The following is a 17,707-nucleotide window of genomic DNA, read 5'->3' as shown; positions in this document are numbered from 1 at the left end:
CGCCACGCCGCGCATAGAAAGAATTCACCGCGACCACATCATGAGCAACAAGAAAGCCGATTCGAAACCGCAGTCACGCTACCCGGTCAACCTGCTCGACACGCCGTTCCCGATGCGCGGCGACCTGCCCAGGCGCGAGCCGCAATGGGTCAAGGAGTGGCAGGAAGACAAGATCTACGAAAAGATCCGCGCCGCCAGCAAGGGCCGCAAGAAGTTCATCCTGCACGACGGCCCGCCGTATGCGAACGGTGACATCCACCTCGGCCACGCGGTGAACAAGATTCTCAAGGACATGATCGTCAAGGCGCGCAATCTGGCGGGCTTCGACGCGGTCTACGTGCCGGGCTGGGACTGCCACGGCATGCCGATCGAAATCCAGATCGAAAAGCAGTTCGGCAAATCGCTGCCGGCCGCCGAAGTGATGCAGAAGGCGCGCGCCTACGCGACCGAACAGATCGAGAAGCAGAAGCTCGGCTTCCGGCGTCTGGGCGTACTCGGCGATTGGGACAATCCGTACAAGACCATGAACTTCACGAACGAAGCCGGCGAAATCCGCGCGCTCGCGAAGATCATGGAAAAAGGCTACGTGTTCCGCGGTCTGAAGCCGGTCAACTGGTGTTTCGATTGCGGCTCGGCGCTCGCCGAAGCGGAAGTCGAATACAAGGACAAGACCGACCCGACCATCGACGTGCTGTTCACCTTCGCCGAGCCGGAGAAGACCGCGCAAGCGTTCGGTCTCGCCGCGTTGCCGCGCGAGGAAGGCGGCATCGTGATCTGGACCACCACGCCGTGGACCATCCCCGCCAACCAGGCGCTGAACCTGCATCCGGAAATCGTCTACGCGCTGGTCGATACGCCGCGCGGCTTGCTGATCCTCGCCGAAGAGCGCGTTGAAGCATGTCTCAAGCAATACGGCCTGGAAGGCACGATCATCGCCACCACGCCGGGCGAGAAGCTCGTCAATCTGCGCTTCAACCATCCGCTCGCGTCCGCGCATCCGAGCTACAAGCGCACGGCACCCGCCTATCTCGGCGACTACGTGACGACCGAAACGGGTACGGGTGTGGTGCACTCGTCGCCGGCTTATGGCGTGGAAGACTTCGTGTCGTGCAAGGCGCACGGCATGTCCGACTCCGACATCATCAATCCGGTGATGGGCGACGGCCGCTATATCGAGTCGCTCGCGCTGTTCGGCGGCCTGTCCATCTGGGCGGCCAATCCGCAGATCATCGAAGCGCTGCAAGCCGCCGGTACGCTGATGCGCACTGAGAAGTACACGCACAGCTACATGCACTGCTGGCGCCACAAGACGCCGATCATCTACCGCGCGACCTCGCAATGGTTTGCCGGCATGGACGTGAAGCCGAACGACACCGACAAGACACTGCGCGAAACCGCGCTCGAAGGCATCGAGAACACCGCCTTCTATCCCGCGTGGGGCAAGCAGCGTCTGTTCAGCATGATCGCCAATCGCCCGGACTGGACGCTCTCGCGTCAACGCCAATGGGGCGTGCCGATGGCTTTCTTCGTGCACAAGGAAACCGGCGCGCTGCATCCGCGCACGCCCGAGTTGCTCGAAGAAGTCGCGCAACGTGTCGAGAAGGCCGGCATCGAAGCCTGGCAAACGCTCGACCCGCGCGAACTGCTGGGTGACGAAGCCAACCTGTACGAAAAGAATCGCGACACGCTGGACGTCTGGTTCGATTCGGGCACCACGCACTGGCACGTGCTGCGCGGCTCGCACAAAGACGAACTGCAATTCCCGGCCGATCTGTATCTGGAAGGCTCGGATCAACACCGCGGCTGGTTCCATTCGTCGCTGCTGACCGCCTCGATGCTCGATGGCCGTCCGCCGTACAACGCGCTGCTCACGCACGGCTTCACGGTCGACGGCGAAGGCCGCAAGATGAGCAAGTCGCTCGGCAACGGTATCGATCCGCATGAGGTGGCGAACCGCCTCGGCGCGGAAATCATCCGCCTGTGGATTGCGTCGACCGATTACTCGGGCGAACTGGCGATCTCGGAAGAAATCCTGAAGCGCGTGACGGAAGGCTATCGCCGTATCCGCAACACGCTGCGCTTCCTGCTCGCGAACCTTTCGGACTTCGACTACGAGAAGCACGCGCGCCCGGTCGAAGACTGGCTCGAGATCGATCGCTATGCGGTGGCGTTGTCGGCGAATCTGCAAAGCGACATCCTCTCGCACTACGACAAGTACGAGTTCCACCCGGTGGTCGCCAAGCTGCAGACGTTCTGCTCGGAAGACCTCGGCGGCTTCTATCTCGACGTGTTGAAAGACCGTCTGTACACGACCGCTGCGGACTCCGTCGCCCGCCGTTCGGCCCAGACCGCGCTGTATCACATCGCGCACGGCCTGCTGCGTCTGATGGCGCCGTTTCTGTCGTTCACCGCAGAAGAAGCGTGGAAGGTGTTCAAGCCGAACAGCGAGACGATTTTCACCGAGACGTATCACGCGTTCCCGGCGGTGCCGGACGCAGGCGGCCTGCTCGACAAGTGGACGCTCCTGCGCGCCGCGCGCAGCGACGTGACCAAGGCGCTGGAAGAAGCGCGCGTCGCCAACCTGATCGGCTCGTCGTTGCAGGCGGAAGTCGAAATCCGTGCGGCCGGGGCGCGTTACGACGCGCTCACGAGCCTCGCCGACGACCTGAAGTTCGTGCTGATCACGTCGGCAGCGAGCGTCGTGAAGGTCGACAGCGAAGCCGAAGAAGGTGTCGAAGTGATCGCCTCGAAGTATCTGAAATGCGAGCGCTGCTGGCACTACCGCGCGGACGTCGGCGCTCACGCCGATCACCCCACGCTGTGCGGCCGCTGCTTCAGCAATCTGTTCGGTAACGGTGAAACCAGGAGCGCGGCATAATGGCGAGAACCATGTCGAAGACCTCGTCGAAAACACCGGTTGTAAGCGGTTCGCTGGCCCCCTGGCTCGGCGTCGCGCTGATCGTCATCCTGTTCGATCAGTTGACCAAGATCGCGGTGCAGAAGGTGTTCGCCTACGGCATCGCGCACGAGGTCACGTCGTTTTTCAACCTGATCGTCGTGTACAACCGTGGCGCGGCGTTCAGCTTCCTCGCCATGGCGGGCGGCTGGCAACGTTGGGCGTTCACCGCGCTCGGCGTGGTCGCGGCGCTCGTGATCTGCTACCTGCTCAAGCGTCACGGCGGGCAGAAGATGTTTTGCACGGCGCTCTCGCTGATTCTCGGCGGCGCGCTCGGCAATGTGATCGACCGGCTCGCATACGGCCACGTGATCGACTTCCTCGATTTCCACGTGCGCACGTACCACTGGCCGGCGTTCAATCTCGCCGACAGCGCGATCACCGTCGGCGCAGTGCTGCTCGTGCTGGACGAATTGCGGCGCGTACGCGGCTCGCGTTAAGGCCGCTGACGTCGCACTGACGTCACGCTTGAAAGGCGCGGTGGCGGCGGGCATCCAACGCCTCGCCGCGCCGCTTGCCACCACGCTTTGTCGGAGGCTTCGTTGGCAAACGCAGAACTCGCAGGAAAACACCTAGTCCTCGGCATGACGGGCGGGATCGCCTGCTACAAGATCGCCGAGCTCACGCGTCTGCTGGCCAAGGCCGGCGCGACCGTGCAGGTCGTCATGACCGAAGCGGCCACGCAGTTCATCACCCCTGTCACGATGCAGGCGCTGTCAGGCCGTCCGGTCTACACGAGCCAATGGGATGGGCGCGTGCCGAACAACATGGCGCACATCGATCTGTCGCGTGAAGCCGATGCGATCGTGATCGCGCCCGCCTCCACCGACTTCCTCGCCAAACTCGCTCACGGCATGGCCGACGATCTGCTCTCGACGCTCTGCGTCGCGCGCGATTGCCCGCTGCTGGTCGTCCCGGCGATGAACCGCCAGATGTGGCAGAACCCGGCGACGCAGCGCAACGTGACGCAACTGCGTGCGGACGGCGTCGAACTGCTGGGCCCGGATTCCGGCCCGCAAGCCTGCGGCGAAATCGGTGACGGGCGCATGCTCGAAGCGGCCGCGACTTATGAGGCGATCGCGTCGTTCTTCGCACCCAAGATTCTGTCCGGCCGCCGCGTGTTGCTGACCGCCGGCCCGACCTTCGAACCGCTCGATCCCGTACGCGGCATCACCAATCGCTCGAGCGGGAAGATGGGTTTCGCGCTTGCCCGTGCGGCGCAGCAGGCTGGCGCCGAGGTCCATCTCGTCGCCGGTCCCGTCGCGCTGCCCACACCGTGGGGCGTGTTCCGCGAGGACGTGCAAACCGCGCAGCAGATGCATGACGCCGTGATGCGCGCGGTCGCCGATAGCGACATCTTCATCGGGGTGGCGGCGGTAGCCGACTGGCGTGTCGACCACGTCAGCGAGCACAAGATCAAGAAGACCGCCGACCACGCCTTGCCGAGCTTCGACTTCGTCGAGAATCCGGACATTCTGGCCGCGGTGGCGAAGCTGCCGCATCCGCCGTTCGCGGTCGGTTTCGCGGCGGAAAGCGGCGACCTCGATGTGCACGGCGAAGAGAAGCGCGTGCGTAAGAACGTGCCGCTGCTGATCGGCAATCTCGGCCCGCTCACCTTCGGCATGGATGACAACGAAGTCGTTCTGTTCGAAGCGGCCGGCGCCACCAAGTTGCCACGCGCCGACAAGCAGACGCTCGCGCGCACGCTGATCGCCGAAATCGCCAGGCGTTTGCCTGACACGAGTCTGATTCGCTGAACGGCCGCTCGCGACGGCGTGGTTGATTGACGCCGCCGCGCGCAGCCCGGGCGCACCCGAGTTTTCTGGAGCAGTACTGACATGACGCGACTTTCCGTGCTCGATCAAACGCCCGTGATCGCCGGGCACTCCGTGGCGGACGCGATCGCCGCCACCGTCGAACTCGCGCAACTCGCCGACGATCTCGGCTATACGCGCTACTGGTGCGCCGAACATCACGGCTTGCGAGGCGTGTCGAACCCGTGTCCCGAGGTCATGCTGGCGCGTCTGGGCAGCGTCACCCGGCGCATTCGATTGGGCTCGGGCGGTGTGATGCTGCCGTACTACAGCCCGTTCAAAGTCGCCGAGCAATTCATGATGCTCGAAGCACTGTTCCCGAACCGCATCGACCTCGGCGTGGGACGAGCGCCGGGCGGCGACATGCGCACGGCGCAAGCGGTCGCGGCCGGCGACTACAATCGCGGCGATATTTTTCCGCAGCAGGTCGCCGATCTGCTTGGCCTCATGCATGGCACCTTGCCCGAGGATCACGTCGCGCACGGCGTGCTGCTGCAGCCGCAAATCGACACGCGTCCGCAATTGTGGATGCTCGGCTCCAGCGAATTCGGCGGACTGCTGGCCGCGCAACTCGGGATTCGGTTTGCGTTCGCGCACTTCATCAATGCGCATTTCGGGCATCAAGTGGCGCACGCGTATCGTGATCGCTTCACAGCCAGCCAGGAACTACAACAGCCCTATCTCGCCGCCGCTGTCTTCGTGATCTGCGCCGATACCGAACAGGAAGCCGCGGATCTGGAAAAGGCCGTCGACCTGCGCCGTGTACAAATGGCGTATGGCCTGAATGAACCGATTCCGACGATTGAACAAGGCGTCGCCCAGGAATACGGCGAGCGCGAGCGACTGGTGATCTCGCGCGAAAAGCCGCGCAGTATCATCGGCACGCCGGAAACCGTCACCGGGCGCCTGCATGAATTGCAGGAGCAGTTTCAGGCCGACGAACTGATCGTGCTCACCGTATCGGGCAGCTATCGCGCCCGGCTGCGCTCCTATGAACTCCTTGCCGATGCGTTCCAGCTCGAACGCTAGGCGCTTACCCACTCTTTCAAACCTGCATGAAACTCGACCTGAAGATTCTCGATGCGCGAATGCGCGACCAACTGCCAGCCTACGCCACCACCGGCAGCGCGGGCCTCGATCTGCGTGCCTGCCTCGACGAACCGTTGACGCTCGAACCCGGCCAGACGGCGCTGGTGCCGACGGGTCTCGCGATTCACGTCGCCGATCCGGGCTATGCGGCATTGATCCTGCCGCGTTCGGGCCTCGGCCATAAGCATGGCATCGTGTTGGGTAATCTGGTCGGTTTGATCGATTCGGATTATCAAGGTCAGCTGATGATCTCGACATGGAATCGCGGCGAGACGGCCTTCGTGCTGAACCCGATGGAGCGCCTCGCGCAACTGGTGATCGTGCCGGTCGTGCAGGCCGAGTTCAATATCGTCGACGACTTCGAAAGCAGCGAGCGCGGTGCGGGTGGTTTTGGGAGCACGGGCAAGCACTGACAGGTGCCGCTGCTTCAACCCGCGTGTCGTCAAGCGGCGCGCAGCTAGAGGCGACGCCGGGCGCAAAAAGAAAAACGGCGCGGGTTTTAACCCGCGCCGTTTTTGCTTTGGATAACAACTCAGCCTTACTCGACTTCCACCGCTTCCGGATTCGGATTGCGCGGCGCCGGATGCTCGTCGAAGGTCAACTGCACCTTGTCTTCCGCATCGACGTCGACCGTCACACGGCCGCCGCTCATCAGCTTGCCGAACAGCAGCTCGTCGGCCAAGGCACGACGGATCGTGTCCTGGATCAGACGCTGCATCGGCCGCGCGCCCATCAACGGATCGAAACCGTGCTTGGCGAGATGCTTGCGCAGCGCGTCGGTGAAGAGCGCGTCGACCTTCTTCTCGTGCAACTGATCTTCCAGCTGCATCAGGAACTTGTCGACCACGCGCATGATGATTTCTTCATCGAGCGAGCGGAAGCTGATCGTCGCGTCCAGACGGTTACGGAACTCCGGCGTGAACATGCGCTTGATGTCGACCATTTCGTCGCCGGTTTCCCGACGATTCGTGAAGCCGATCACCGACTTGCCCATTGCCTCGGCGCCCGCATTCGTCGTCATGATGATGATGACGTTGCGGAAATCCGCCTTGCGGCCGTTGTTGTCCGTCAGCGTGCCGTGGTCCATGACCTGCAGCAGCACGTTGTAAATATCCGGATGCGCCTTCTCGATTTCGTCGAGCAGCAGCACGCAATGCGGCTTCTTCGTGACAGCTTCGGTCAGCAGACCGCCCTGGTCGAACCCGACATAGCCCGGCGGCGCACCGATCAAACGGCTGACCGCATGACGTTCCATGTATTCCGACATGTCGAAGCGGATCAGCTCGATACCCAGCGTGAACGCCAGTTGCTTCGCCACTTCGGTCTTGCCGACACCCGTCGGACCGGAGAACAGGAACGCACCGATCGGCTTGTCCAGCTTGCCAAGACCTGCACGCGCCATCTTGATCGCGGCCGACAGCGCGTCGATAGCCGGGTCTTGCCCGAACACCACGCTCTTCAGATCGCGATCCAGCGTTTGCAGCTTGCTGCGATCGTCTTGCGACACGCTTTGCGGCGGGACGCGGGCGATCTTCGAGATGATTTCTTCGATCTCGTTCTTGCCGATGGTCTTCTTCTGCTTCGACTTCGGCAGGATGCGTTGTGCTGCGCCCGCTTCGTCGATCACGTCGATCGCCTTGTCCGGCAGATGACGATCCGTGATGAAGCGTGCCGACAACTCAGCCGCCGCCGACAGCGCGCCCGACGAATATTTCACGCCGTGGTGCTCTTCGAAGCGCGACTTCAGGCCGCGCAGGATCGCCACCGTCTGCTCGACGGTCGGCTCGGTCACGTCGACCTTCTGGAAACGACGCGACAATGCCGCGTCTTTTTCGAAGATGCCGCGATATTCCGTGAAGGTGGTCGCGCCGATGCACTTGAGCGTGCCCGACGACAACGCCGGCTTCAGCAGATTCGACGCGTCCAGCGTGCCGCCCGACGCAGCGCCTGCGCCGATCAGCGTATGAATTTCGTCGATGAACAGGATCGCGTGCGGACGTTCCTTCAATTCCTTGAGGACCGTCTTCAGCCGCTGTTCGAAGTCGCCGCGATACTTGGTGCCGGCGAGCAGCGCGCCCATGTCGAGCGAATACACCTGCGCATCCGCGAGAATGTCCGGCACTTCGCCGCGCGTGATGCGCCAGGCGAGACCTTCCGCAATCGCGGTCTTGCCGACGCCGGCCTCACCCACTAGCAGCGGATTATTCTTGCGTCGACGGCACAGCACCTGAACCACGCGCTCGACTTCTGACTCGCGCCCGATCAGCGGATCGATGCGGCCGTCTTTCGCCATCTGGTTCAGGTTCGCCGTGAACTGGGCGAGCGGCGTTTCCTTCTGCGCGGCGGCTTCGTCGGACTCGGCATTCGCGTCGCTCGCTTTCGCGGCGTCCGTGCTGCTCGTCTTGGCGATGCCGTGCGAGATGAAATTGACCACGTCCAGACGCGTCACGCCCTGCTGTTGCAGGTAGTACACCGCGTGCGAATCCTTCTCGCCGAAGATCGCGACCAGCACATTCGCGCCGGTCACTTCCTTCTTGCCATTCGAGGTGGACTGAACATGCATGATCGCGCGCTGGATCACCCGCTGGAAACCCAGCGTGGGCTGCGTGTCGACGTCGTCCGTGCCAGGCACGGTCGGCGTGTTGTCATGAATGAAGTTGCGCAGGTTCTGGCGCAGATCCTCGATATTGGCCGCGCATGCGCGCAACACCTCCGCCGCTGTTGGATTGTCCAACAGTGCGAGCAAAAGATGTTCGACCGTTATGAATTCGTGCCGCGCCTGGCGTGCTTCCATGAACGCCATGTGCAGGCTGACTTCCAGTTCCTGGGCAATCATGCTTCCTCCATCACACACTGCAGCGGATGCCCGGCCTGCCGTGCGTGGGTAACGACTTGCTCGACTTTGGTCGACGCGATGTCCCGCGTATAGACCCCACAAACTCCCCTGCCCTCGCGATGCACCTTCAACATAACCTGTGTTGCGGTTTCACGATCTTTATTGAAGTATTCCTGCACGATCATCACGACAAATTCCATTGGCGTGAAGTCGTCATTCAGCAGCACCACTTTGTACATGGCCGGCGGCTTGAGTTTTTTCTCCTGCCGCTCCAGTACGGTGCCGTCCTGCTTGTCCGGGATAATCGCCATACACCCATTCTAAACAACTAGGACAGGCCCGCAATCCTGTCAAAACCCGGCCGACCGGCCGATGAGCCCGTTCGCACTGCCTGCTGGGCGATTACCCTGCCGACATGCGTTAATTCGACGAGCCGATTGCGGAGCCGGCCCCTATCCTGTGATGCTATGCGGCTGTGTTGCACCGCAGTCGGATCGAGTATCGCACAACCTGCCATAGCTGGCTGAGAGGCTCCCTCTGCACCGACTGGCGGTGGGCGACCCGCAGATCAGCATGTGAGTCGATTATGCGACTTTTCAAGACGCCACGCTTGCGCAACCGCACATAACGAAAGAAGGAAAAACCCTGGAAAGCGCCTGTTTGCAACGCGACGACGGGCATCTCAAAATTTTCTTGACACTCGAATAAAGAGCCTCAACAATCAAGCTGGCACTTTTTTCATTGAGCCATAATTCGAAAAAATGCCGATGGTGAGCTTGTGAGGAGGGAGCGGCTGCATCGCGTGGCCGCCGAGCTTTTCGAGGGCTCGTGGTAGTGACATGAGTTACAGGGGAAGTTTGAATGGCAACTGGTACGGTCAAATGGTTCAATGACGCAAAAGGTTTCGGATTCATCACGCCTGACGAAGGTGGTGAGGATCTGTTTGCACACTTCTCGGCCATCCAGATGAATGGGTTCAAAACCCTCAAGGAAGGCCAAAAGGTAACCTTCGAGGTCGTGCAAGGCCCGAAAGGCAAACAGGCATCGAACATCCAGGCACCCGCCTGATACGGTTCGTTACCCGTCCTTTGGAACCCGGCTTATGCCGGGTTTCTTTTTTTTGGGCCGGGTTTCTATTCCATATAGAAAGCAAGGCATCCCAAATAACGGGCAAAGTCGGCTTTATTCTTTTTACTGCGGCCGAAAAAAACCCCGACCGCCTCGCGACGCCGGGGTGATTAGCAGATGCGCGCCGGATAAACCTGTGCGCAACACGCCGCCTACATATTCTCGATCAACACCTGCCCAAACCCCGAACACGACACCTGCGTCGCGCCTTCCATCAGTCGCGCGAAATCGTAGGTCACGCGCTTTTGCAGAATGGACTTTTCCATCGCGTGAATGATGAGGTCCGCCGCTTCGAACCAGCCGAGGTGGCGCAGCATCATTTCCGCGGAGAGGATTTCCGAGCCCGGATTCACGTAGTCCTTGCCGGCGTATTTCGGCGCGGTGCCGTGCGTGGCTTCGAACATCGCGACGGAGTCCGACAAATTCGCACCCGGTGCAATACCGATGCCGCCAACCTGCGCCGCCAGTGCGTCCGAGACGTAATCACCATTCAGGTTCAGCGTGGCGATCACATCGTACTCGGCCGGGCGCAGCAAGATCTGCTGCAGGAAAGCGTCGGCGATCACGTCTTTCAGCACGACGTCGCCGCCAGTCTTCGGATTCTTGATCTTCATCCACGGGCCGCCGTCGATCAGTTCCGCCGCGAATTCCTTCTGCGCCAGCGCATAACCGTAGTCGCGGAACGCGCCTTCGGTGAACTTCATGATGTTGCCCTTGTGCACCAGCGTCACCGAGCGGCGGTCGTTGTCGATCGCATACTGGATCGCCTTGCGCACGAGACGCTCCGTACCTTCACGCGACACCGGCTTGACGCCGATCCCCGACGTCGCCGGAAAACGGATCTTCTTTACGCCCATCTCTTCGGTCAGAAACTTGATGACCTTTTTCGCCTCTTCCGATTCCGCCGGCCATTCGATACCCGCGTAGATGTCTTCCGAGTTCTCGCGGAAGATCACCATGTTGGTTTTTTCAGGCTCGCGCACCGGTGACGGCACGCCCTTGAAATACTGCACCGGCCGCAGACACACATACAGATCCAGCTCCTGGCGCAGCGCGACGTTCAGCGAGCGGATGCCGCCGCCCACCGGCGTGGTAAGCGGGCCCTTGATCGACACGACGTATTCCTTGAGCACCTGCAGCGTCTCTTCCGGCAGCCACACGTCCGGGCCATACACCTTGGTCGACTTCTCGCCGGCGTAGATTTCCATCCAGTGAATCTTCTTCTTGCCGCCGTATGCTTTCTCGACCGCCGCATCCACCACCTTGATCATGACCGGCGTGATATCGACGCCCGTACCGTCGCCTTCGATAAATGGAATGATGGGCTGGTCGGAAACGTTGAGCGAGAAATCGGCGTTGACGGTGATCTTGTCACCGTCCGTCGGAACCAGGATGTGCTGATACGGCATGATCGGACTCCAGTAGAAGCTGTGCTGAAAGCTGGTGGGAGACTGCGAAAATGGGTGCGCTCGTGGATGCGCTGGCTCGCGCGCAATGCCGGACGCCTGCAAGCGGTATGCGCGCTATTCTAGCCCACGTGGGGCTCGCAACATGGCCGCGTCGGCTCGGGGTTTTCCAACATGGACGAAAGGTCGCGCAGCAAGCTAGCCAGTCTTATATCTTATATAAGACATACAATTTAAGCTGACGCAGCATGCTTTATGATGCGGCCTTCGACAACCGGACGGCCGCCGCCCCAAGGCGACCGGCGGCGCCTAGGCACCGCATCCGGAAGCATGCGACTTTCAATCACCTCCCTATGCGCCTCCTCGCCCTCAACAAGCCCTTCGGCACCATCTGCCAGTTCTCGCCGCACGAGACGCGTGCCTCGCTCGCCGACTGGGTGAAGGTGCCCGGCGTCTATCCGGCGGGCCGGCTCGATTCCGACAGCGAAGGCCTGCTGCTGCTCACCGACGACGGCGCCTTGCAGGCGCGCATCGCCGAACCCCGTCACAAGCTCGTCAAACGCTATTGGGCCCAGGTGGAAGGCGCCGTCGACGAGGCCGCGCTGAAGCACCTCGCCCGTGGCGTCGATCTCGGCGACTACGTGACACGCCCCTGCCGCGCCGGGTATGTCGAACCGACCGACACCCTATGGGCCCGCACGCCACCGATCCGCGTGCGCTCGGCGATACCCACCACGTGGATCGAACTGTCGATCACCGAAGGCAAGAACCGCCAGGTACGTCGCATGACCGCGGCGGTGGGTTTTCCCACCCTGCGCCTCGTGCGTGTCGGCATCGGCGCACTCGACGTTTTTTCTCTTGGCCTCGAACCGGGCCAAACCGTCGAGTTGCCGCTGAAAGCCCCCTGGGAAGGCATCGCCTGAACCACCCGCACACGCATTCACGCACGTATTCAAGCTGCTTTTCAAACTGTGGATAAACAGACTAACTCGTTGTATCCGCAAACAAAATAGCGCGTGAAACTTCCGTCGAAAAAGCGTGAAACAAGTGTGAGTCCGAGAATCACGTACGAAGCGATTTGCTTTAGCTCAACCTCATATAAATTTTCCAGAAAAATTACGTCAACCGGTGCACGAGCTCACGCGTTATTCGACGCAGATGCCGCCCAAAGCTGTCCGGCATTCAGCCTTAAGGGCCTTTGCGCAAGCCGTTCTCGTGGTTAGTGCAGGGAGTCTGAGCGCTAAGCAGACGCCTCGAAAAAATTGTTCGATGCGGCTGTCAACCGAAAGGTGGATGGCACGTTTACCGACATGACTCTCATATAACCGGGTCATTTGGTTAATTTACTAAAGCTGAGGATTTACAAAATGAACAAACTGATCGCCGCTCTGGTCGCTGGCCTCTTCGCAACGGCAGCATTCGCACAAGCATCGGCACCGGTGGCAGCTTCGGCAGCTCCGGCAGCAGCAGCTTCGTCGGCAAAGAAGACCACGAAGAAGGCAACGCACAAGAAGTCGCACAAGAAGGCAGCTGCTGCAGCAGCCGCTTCGGCAGCTTCGGAGTAAGTTTGTAAAAACGCAGTCAAGAACGAATAGCTTCATTGCCGTTCTTACGGCGTTGAAAGGCAGATCACCGCAAGGCGATCTGCCTTTTTGTTTTTGACGCGCTCGCGTAACATTCGCGGGTTAATTTCCAGCAAGGAGTCATGCCGTGCGATTTCCCATGCGCTCGTTGATTGCGCGTTTCGCTGTTGCCGTTGCCCTGCCGCTCGCTGCGTTGTCGTTCGTCGCCACTACCGCCGCGCCGGCTCAGGCGCAGCAGATGCCGCCGGGCGCCAAGCAGCCCAGCGAATTCCCGCGCGCCAAGCTGACCGCGGGCATGTTCGTGATCGATGCCGCCGTCGCCTCGAACGATGCGGACCGCGAGCAAGGTCTGATGTATCGCACCACTCTCGCGCCGAACGAAGGCATGCTGTTCGTCTTCAACGAGAACGCCGTGCATTGCTTCTGGATGAAGAACACGTTGATCCCGCTGTCGATCGCTTTCATGCGCGCCGACGGCACGGTCACCGACGTCGACGAGATGGACGCCGAGACCACCAACAATCACTGCCCGAAGAACAACGGCGTGTATGCATTGGAAATGAGCAAAGGCTGGTTCACGTCGAAAGGCATCAAACCGGGCATGAAGATCCAGGGCTTGCCGGCTGCGCAATAAACCGTTCGTCAGCACGCGCAAGAAGCCTGCGACCAACACGCGCAGCAAGCCGCACCATCCCGCCGCTTTTCAGAAAGCCGGCGCCTTTTACGAGGCGCCGGCTTTTTTAATGGACGCGCGTCCCCATATCGTTGCCACACGCGCGCTTCTGGCGGCCGACGTCCCGCCCGCCGGCCCTCGCGCCCGGCGGGCAAGATTCCTGCAAAAGCCGGGCCGACGCGCTATCCTAGTAATCTTAGTAAAGCAGCACTCCAGCTCCCCGGGCAGCACAGACTGCCGCCCGGCAAGCGTTTCAGGCGCGCCATTCCAAGGAGGTTCACGTGCCCCGCAAGACTCCCATCGAGCGCTACCGGAATATCGGCATCAGCGCTCACATCGACGCCGGCAAAACCACCACCACTGAACGCATCCTGTTCTACACAGGCGTGACCCACAAGATCGGCGAGGTTCACGACGGCGCGGCAACGATGGACTGGATGGAGCAGGAGCAGGAGCGCGGCATCACCATCACGTCGGCGGCCACCACCGCTTTCTGGAAGGGCATGGCCGGCAATTATCCCGAACACCGCATCAACATCATCGACACACCGGGACACGTCGACTTCACGATTGAAGTGGAGCGCTCGATGCGTGTGCTCGACGGCGCGTGCATGGTGTACGACTCGGTCGGCGGTGTGCAGCCGCAATCGGAAACCGTGTGGCGCCAGGCGAACAAGTACAAGGTGCCGCGCATCGCGTTCGTCAACAAGATGGACCGCGTGGGCGCGGACTTCTTCCGCGTGCAGCGTCAGATCGGCGATCGTCTGAAGGGTGTCGCGGTGCCGATCCAGATTCCGGTCGGCGCGGAAGATCATTTCCAGGGTGTGGTCGATCTGGTCAAGATGAAGGCGATCTACTGGGAAGAAGAGAACCAGGGCATCAAGTTCGAGTACCGCGATATCCCGGCGGAACTCGCGGACACGGCGAAGGAATGGCACGACAAGATGGTCGAGGCCGCCGCCGAAGCGAATGAAGAACTGCTTGAAAAATACCTCGGCGGCGAGACGCTGACCGAAGAGGAAATCAAGCACGGTATTCGTACGCGCTGTATCGCCAATGAAATCGTGCCGATGCTGTGCGGCAGCGCGTTCAAGAACAAAGGCGTGCAAGCCATGCTCGACGCGGTGATCGACTATCTGCCGTCGCCGGTGGATGTGCCCGCGATTACCGGTCACGACGAGAACGACAAGGAGATCGAGCGTCATCCGACCGACACCGATCCGTTCTCCGCGCTCGCCTTCAAGATCATGACCGACCCGTTCGTCGGCCAGCTGATTTTCTTCCGCGTCTATTCGGGCGTGGTGAATTCGGGCGACACGGTCTACAACGCGATCAAGGAAAAGAAGGAACGCCTTGGCCGGATCCTGCAGATGCACGCCAACGAGCGCAAGGAAATCAAAGAGGTTTACGCGGGCGACATCGCCGCCGCCGTCGGCCTGAAAGAAGCGACGACCGGCGACACGCTGTGCGATCCGAACAACGTGATCATCCTCGAAAAGATGATCTTCCCGGAGCCGGTGATCTCGCAGGCCGTCGAGCCGAAGACCAAGGTCGACCAGGAAAAGATGGGCATCGCCCTGAACCGCCTGGCGCAGGAAGACCCGTCGTTCCGCGTGCAGACCGACGAAGAATCCGGCCAGACGATCATCTCCGGGATGGGCGAGCTGCACCTGGAAATTCTGGTCGACCGGATGAAGCGCGAGTTCGGCGTCGAAGCCACGGTCGGCAAGCCGCAGGTCGCGTATCGCGAAACGGTGCGCAACAAGGTCGAAGACGTCGAAGGCAAGTTCGTCAAGCAATCGGGCGGTCGCGGCCAGTACGGCCACGCAGTCGTCACGCTGGAGCCGGCGCCGCAAGGCAAGGGCTACGAATTCGTCGACGCCATCAAGGGCGGCGTGATTCCGCGCGAGTACATTCCGGCGGTGGACAAGGGCATTCAGGAAACGTTGAAGGCCGGCGTGCTGGCGGGCTATCCGGTGGTCGACGTGAAGGTCACGCTGACCTTCGGTTCGTACCACGACGTCGACTCGAACGAAAACGCGTTCCGTATGGCCGGCTCGATGGCCTTCAAGGAAGCGATGCGTAAAGCCAAACCGGTGCTGCTCGAACCGATGATGGCCGTCGAAGTCGAAACGCCGGAAGACTTCATGGGCAACGTGATGGGCGATCTGTCGAGCCGTCGCGGTCTCGTGCAGGGTATGGAAGACATCGCCGGCGGTGGCGGCAAGCTGGTGCGCGCCGAAGTCCCGCTCGCGGAGATGTTCGGCTATTCGACCTCGCTGCGCTCGGCGACACAAGGTCGCGCTACGTACACGATGGAGTTCAAGCACTACGCGGAAACGCCGAACAACGTCGCCGAAGCGGTGATCAACGCGAAGCATAAGTAAGCACTGCGTCGAGCCGTGCGTCATGTCTAACCGATAGCGCACGTTTCAGGCTGACGCTCAGAGCCCGTCCGTGGTGGACGGGCTTTTTTTTTGCCGGCACGGCTTGCACAGCCGGTTCACACAGACGTTTTTGAACGTGCAAAAATGCCAGCAGGCGCCGCACCGATCGCCGGGACTTGCGCCCACGAGGAGACACACGATGAGCCACGATCACGAACACCCGCATTACAAGGACGTGCCGCCGGCTGGTCCGGTGGATTGGCGCGAACACGGCGTGAAGGTCATCAAGGGCGACCAGCTCGACAGCAACACCGCGCAAACGCCCGGCATGAACCGCGCCGCCGCGATCAATGCGGCACGGGTCGGCGCGCAGAAGATCTGGGCCGGCACCGTGACGATCCATCCGAATGCGAAGACCGGCGCACATCATCACGGCGCGCTCGAAAGCGTGATCTACGTGGTGCGCGGCCAGGCGCGCATGCGTTGGGGCGAGCATCTCGAGTTCACCGCGGAAGCCGGCCCCGGCGACTTCATCTTCGTGCCGCCGTATGTGCCGCATCAGGAAATCAACGCGAGCACCGACGATCCGCTCGAATGCGTGCTGGTACGCAGCGACAACGAGGCGGTGGTGGTCAACCTGAACATCGACGCCGTGGAAGCCCCCGAAACCGTATTCTGGGTCGACCCGATTCACAAGCATCCGCACGACCACTAACTTCTTTGCCACGCGACTCATGACGCCGACTGCCTCGCTGCGCCCTCGCCTGCTCACGCTGTACGCCGTTCTGATCGCCGCCAACCTCGGCGCGTGGGCGTGGGCGCTGATCGCATTTCGCCATTACCCGTTGCTGCTCGGCACCGCTTTGCTCGCGTATGGCTTCGGCCTGCGCCATGCGGTCGACGCCGATCACATCGCCGCGATCGACACCGTCACGCGCAAGCTGATGCAGGCCGGCAAGCGCCCGCTCGGCGTGGGCCTGTCGTTCTCGCTCGGCCACTCCACGATCGTGATCCTCGCGACGGTCGGCATTGCGTGGACCGCGCATTCGCTGCATGGACGCTTCGAGACCTTCAAGGCGGTGGGCGGCACGATCGGCACGCTGGTCTCCGCGACCTTCCTGCTGGTGCTGGCGTGCGTGAACCTCATGATCTTGCACGATGTCTGGCGGCGTTATCGTCACGTACAACGCGACGGCGATTTGCCTGTTCCAGCGCCGGAATCGATCGCGCCAGCGGGTCTCTTCTCACGCGCGTTGCGCCCGCTGTTCCGGCTCGTCACGAAAAGCTGGCACATGTACCCGGTCGGCGTGCTGTTCGGTCTCGGCTTCGATACCGCGACCGAGATCGGCCTGCTCGCCATCGCCGCGTCCGAAGCCGGCAAGGGTCTGCCGCTGTATTCGATTCTGGTGTTTCCGGCGCTCTTTACGGCGGGCATGACGCTGGTCGATTCGACCGATAACGTGCTGATGGTCCACGCCTACGGCTGGGCCATGGACGACCCCAAACGCAAGCTCTACTACAACGCGAGCATCACCTTCGTCTCGGCGCTGGTGGCGATTGCGATCGGCGGCGTGGAAGCACTCGGACTGCTGTCGGACAAGCTCGGTCTGAACGGCGGCGTCTGGGACGCGATCGGCAGCGTGAACGACCATTTCGGCGCGCTCGGCTACGGCATCATCGCGGCCTTCATGGCATGCTGGATCGGCTCGGTGCTGTTTCACCGCTGGCGTCGCCCGGGCACCGTTATTGCGGAGTGAGGCAGCGCCCCCGAATCCGCGAGCAATCGCTTACACTGAGCCCGCTTGGCACGGCCAGCGCCTCGCGGCGTGGTCATG

General features: G+C 61.6%; 15 protein-coding genes. 12 read left to right on the top strand and 3 right to left on the bottom strand.

The annotated features are described in order from the left end of the window. Positions 1 to 40 precede the first annotated feature (40 nt). From ileS to dut, 5 genes are all read left to right on the top strand, one after another. Positions 41 to 2,878 carry an isoleucine--tRNA ligase gene (ileS, locus tag FQ705_RS30640; protein WP_144148221.1) on the top strand — a complete coding sequence of 946 codons (2,838 nt, stop codon included), beginning with the start codon at positions 41 to 43 and terminating at the stop codon, positions 2,876 to 2,878. Then, a complete protein-coding gene (lspA, locus tag FQ705_RS30635) occupies positions 2,878 to 3,396 on the top strand; it encodes a signal peptidase II (protein ID WP_144148219.1) in 519 nt (172 codons plus the stop codon). The genes ileS and lspA overlap by 1 nt, the downstream gene beginning before the upstream one ends. A gap of 102 nt (positions 3,397 to 3,498) precedes the next feature. Continuing rightward, entirely contained in the window at positions 3,499 to 4,713 is a 1,215-nt protein-coding gene (gene coaBC / locus FQ705_RS30630) for a bifunctional phosphopantothenoylcysteine decarboxylase/phosphopantothenate--cysteine ligase CoaBC (RefSeq protein ID WP_144148217.1), read from the top strand. An 81-nt stretch (positions 4,714 to 4,794) separates the two neighbouring features. Further along, entirely contained in the window at positions 4,795 to 5,799 is a 1,005-nt protein-coding gene (locus tag FQ705_RS30625; protein WP_144148215.1) for an LLM class flavin-dependent oxidoreductase, read from the top strand. A gap of 26 nt (positions 5,800 to 5,825) precedes the next feature. Then, on the top strand, positions 5,826 to 6,272 hold the full coding sequence (gene dut, locus FQ705_RS30620) for a dUTP diphosphatase (RefSeq protein WP_144148213.1): 447 nt from the start codon (positions 5,826 to 5,828) through the stop codon (positions 6,270 to 6,272). A 125-nt stretch (positions 6,273 to 6,397) separates the two neighbouring features. Here dut and clpA read toward each other — a convergent pair whose 3' ends face one another. After that, the gene (gene clpA, locus FQ705_RS30615) at positions 6,398 to 8,695 is read right to left on the bottom strand and encodes an ATP-dependent Clp protease ATP-binding subunit ClpA (RefSeq protein ID WP_144148211.1); all 2,298 of its coding nucleotides are present in this window, start codon (positions 8,693 to 8,695) and stop codon (positions 6,398 to 6,400) included. Then, complete coding sequence (gene clpS / locus FQ705_RS30610; protein ID WP_074765375.1) at positions 8,692 to 9,006, bottom strand: ATP-dependent Clp protease adapter ClpS; 315 nt, start codon at positions 9,004 to 9,006, stop codon at positions 8,692 to 8,694. Before clpS ends, clpA begins: the two co-directional genes overlap by 4 nt. A gap of 550 nt (positions 9,007 to 9,556) precedes the next feature. On the opposite strand from clpS, the gene FQ705_RS30605 reads away from it, so the two are divergent. Beyond that, positions 9,557 to 9,763 carry a cold-shock protein gene (locus FQ705_RS30605; protein ID WP_007180614.1) on the top strand — a complete coding sequence of 69 codons (207 nt, stop codon included), beginning with the start codon at positions 9,557 to 9,559 and terminating at the stop codon, positions 9,761 to 9,763. 212 nt (positions 9,764 to 9,975) lie between these two features. On the opposite strand, the gene icd is transcribed toward FQ705_RS30605, so the two are convergent. Then, positions 9,976 to 11,232 carry an NADP-dependent isocitrate dehydrogenase gene (gene icd / locus FQ705_RS30600; RefSeq protein ID WP_144148208.1) on the bottom strand — a complete coding sequence of 419 codons (1,257 nt, stop codon included), beginning with the start codon at positions 11,230 to 11,232 and terminating at the stop codon, positions 9,976 to 9,978. A gap of 350 nt (positions 11,233 to 11,582) precedes the next feature. Here icd and FQ705_RS30595 point away from each other — a divergent pair, with 350 nt between their 5' ends. From FQ705_RS30595 to FQ705_RS30570, 6 genes are all read left to right on the top strand, one after another. Then, positions 11,583 to 12,152: a pseudouridine synthase gene (locus FQ705_RS30595; RefSeq protein WP_144148206.1), complete on the top strand. Its 570-nt coding sequence runs from the start codon at positions 11,583 to 11,585 to the stop codon at positions 12,150 to 12,152. A 444-nt stretch (positions 12,153 to 12,596) separates the two neighbouring features. Then, the gene (locus tag FQ705_RS30590; protein ID WP_144148204.1) at positions 12,597 to 12,794 is read left to right on the top strand and encodes a hypothetical protein; all 198 of its coding nucleotides are present in this window, start codon (positions 12,597 to 12,599) and stop codon (positions 12,792 to 12,794) included. A 145-nt stretch (positions 12,795 to 12,939) separates the two neighbouring features. Further along, positions 12,940 to 13,446, top strand: coding sequence for a DUF192 domain-containing protein (locus FQ705_RS30585; RefSeq protein WP_144148202.1), 507 nt, complete (start codon positions 12,940 to 12,942; stop codon positions 13,444 to 13,446). Between the two features lie 320 nt (positions 13,447 to 13,766). After that, positions 13,767 to 15,872, top strand: a complete 2,106-nt coding sequence (fusA, locus tag FQ705_RS30580; protein ID WP_144148200.1) for an elongation factor G — start codon at positions 13,767 to 13,769, stop codon at positions 15,870 to 15,872. Between the two features lie 199 nt (positions 15,873 to 16,071). Continuing rightward, positions 16,072 to 16,587: a cupin domain-containing protein gene (locus tag FQ705_RS30575; RefSeq protein WP_144148198.1), complete on the top strand. Its 516-nt coding sequence runs from the start codon at positions 16,072 to 16,074 to the stop codon at positions 16,585 to 16,587. Positions 16,588 to 16,606: 19 nt separating this feature from the next. After that, the gene (locus FQ705_RS30570) at positions 16,607 to 17,629 is read left to right on the top strand and encodes a HoxN/HupN/NixA family nickel/cobalt transporter (RefSeq protein ID WP_144148196.1); all 1,023 of its coding nucleotides are present in this window, start codon (positions 16,607 to 16,609) and stop codon (positions 17,627 to 17,629) included. Positions 17,630 to 17,707 lie beyond the last annotated feature (78 nt).

It is taken from the genome of Paraburkholderia sp. BCC1884 (genome assembly GCF_900996225.1).
GTDB lineage: Bacteria > Pseudomonadota > Gammaproteobacteria > Burkholderiales > Burkholderiaceae > Paraburkholderia.
This window is presented reverse-complemented; position numbering and strand designations above follow the sequence as displayed.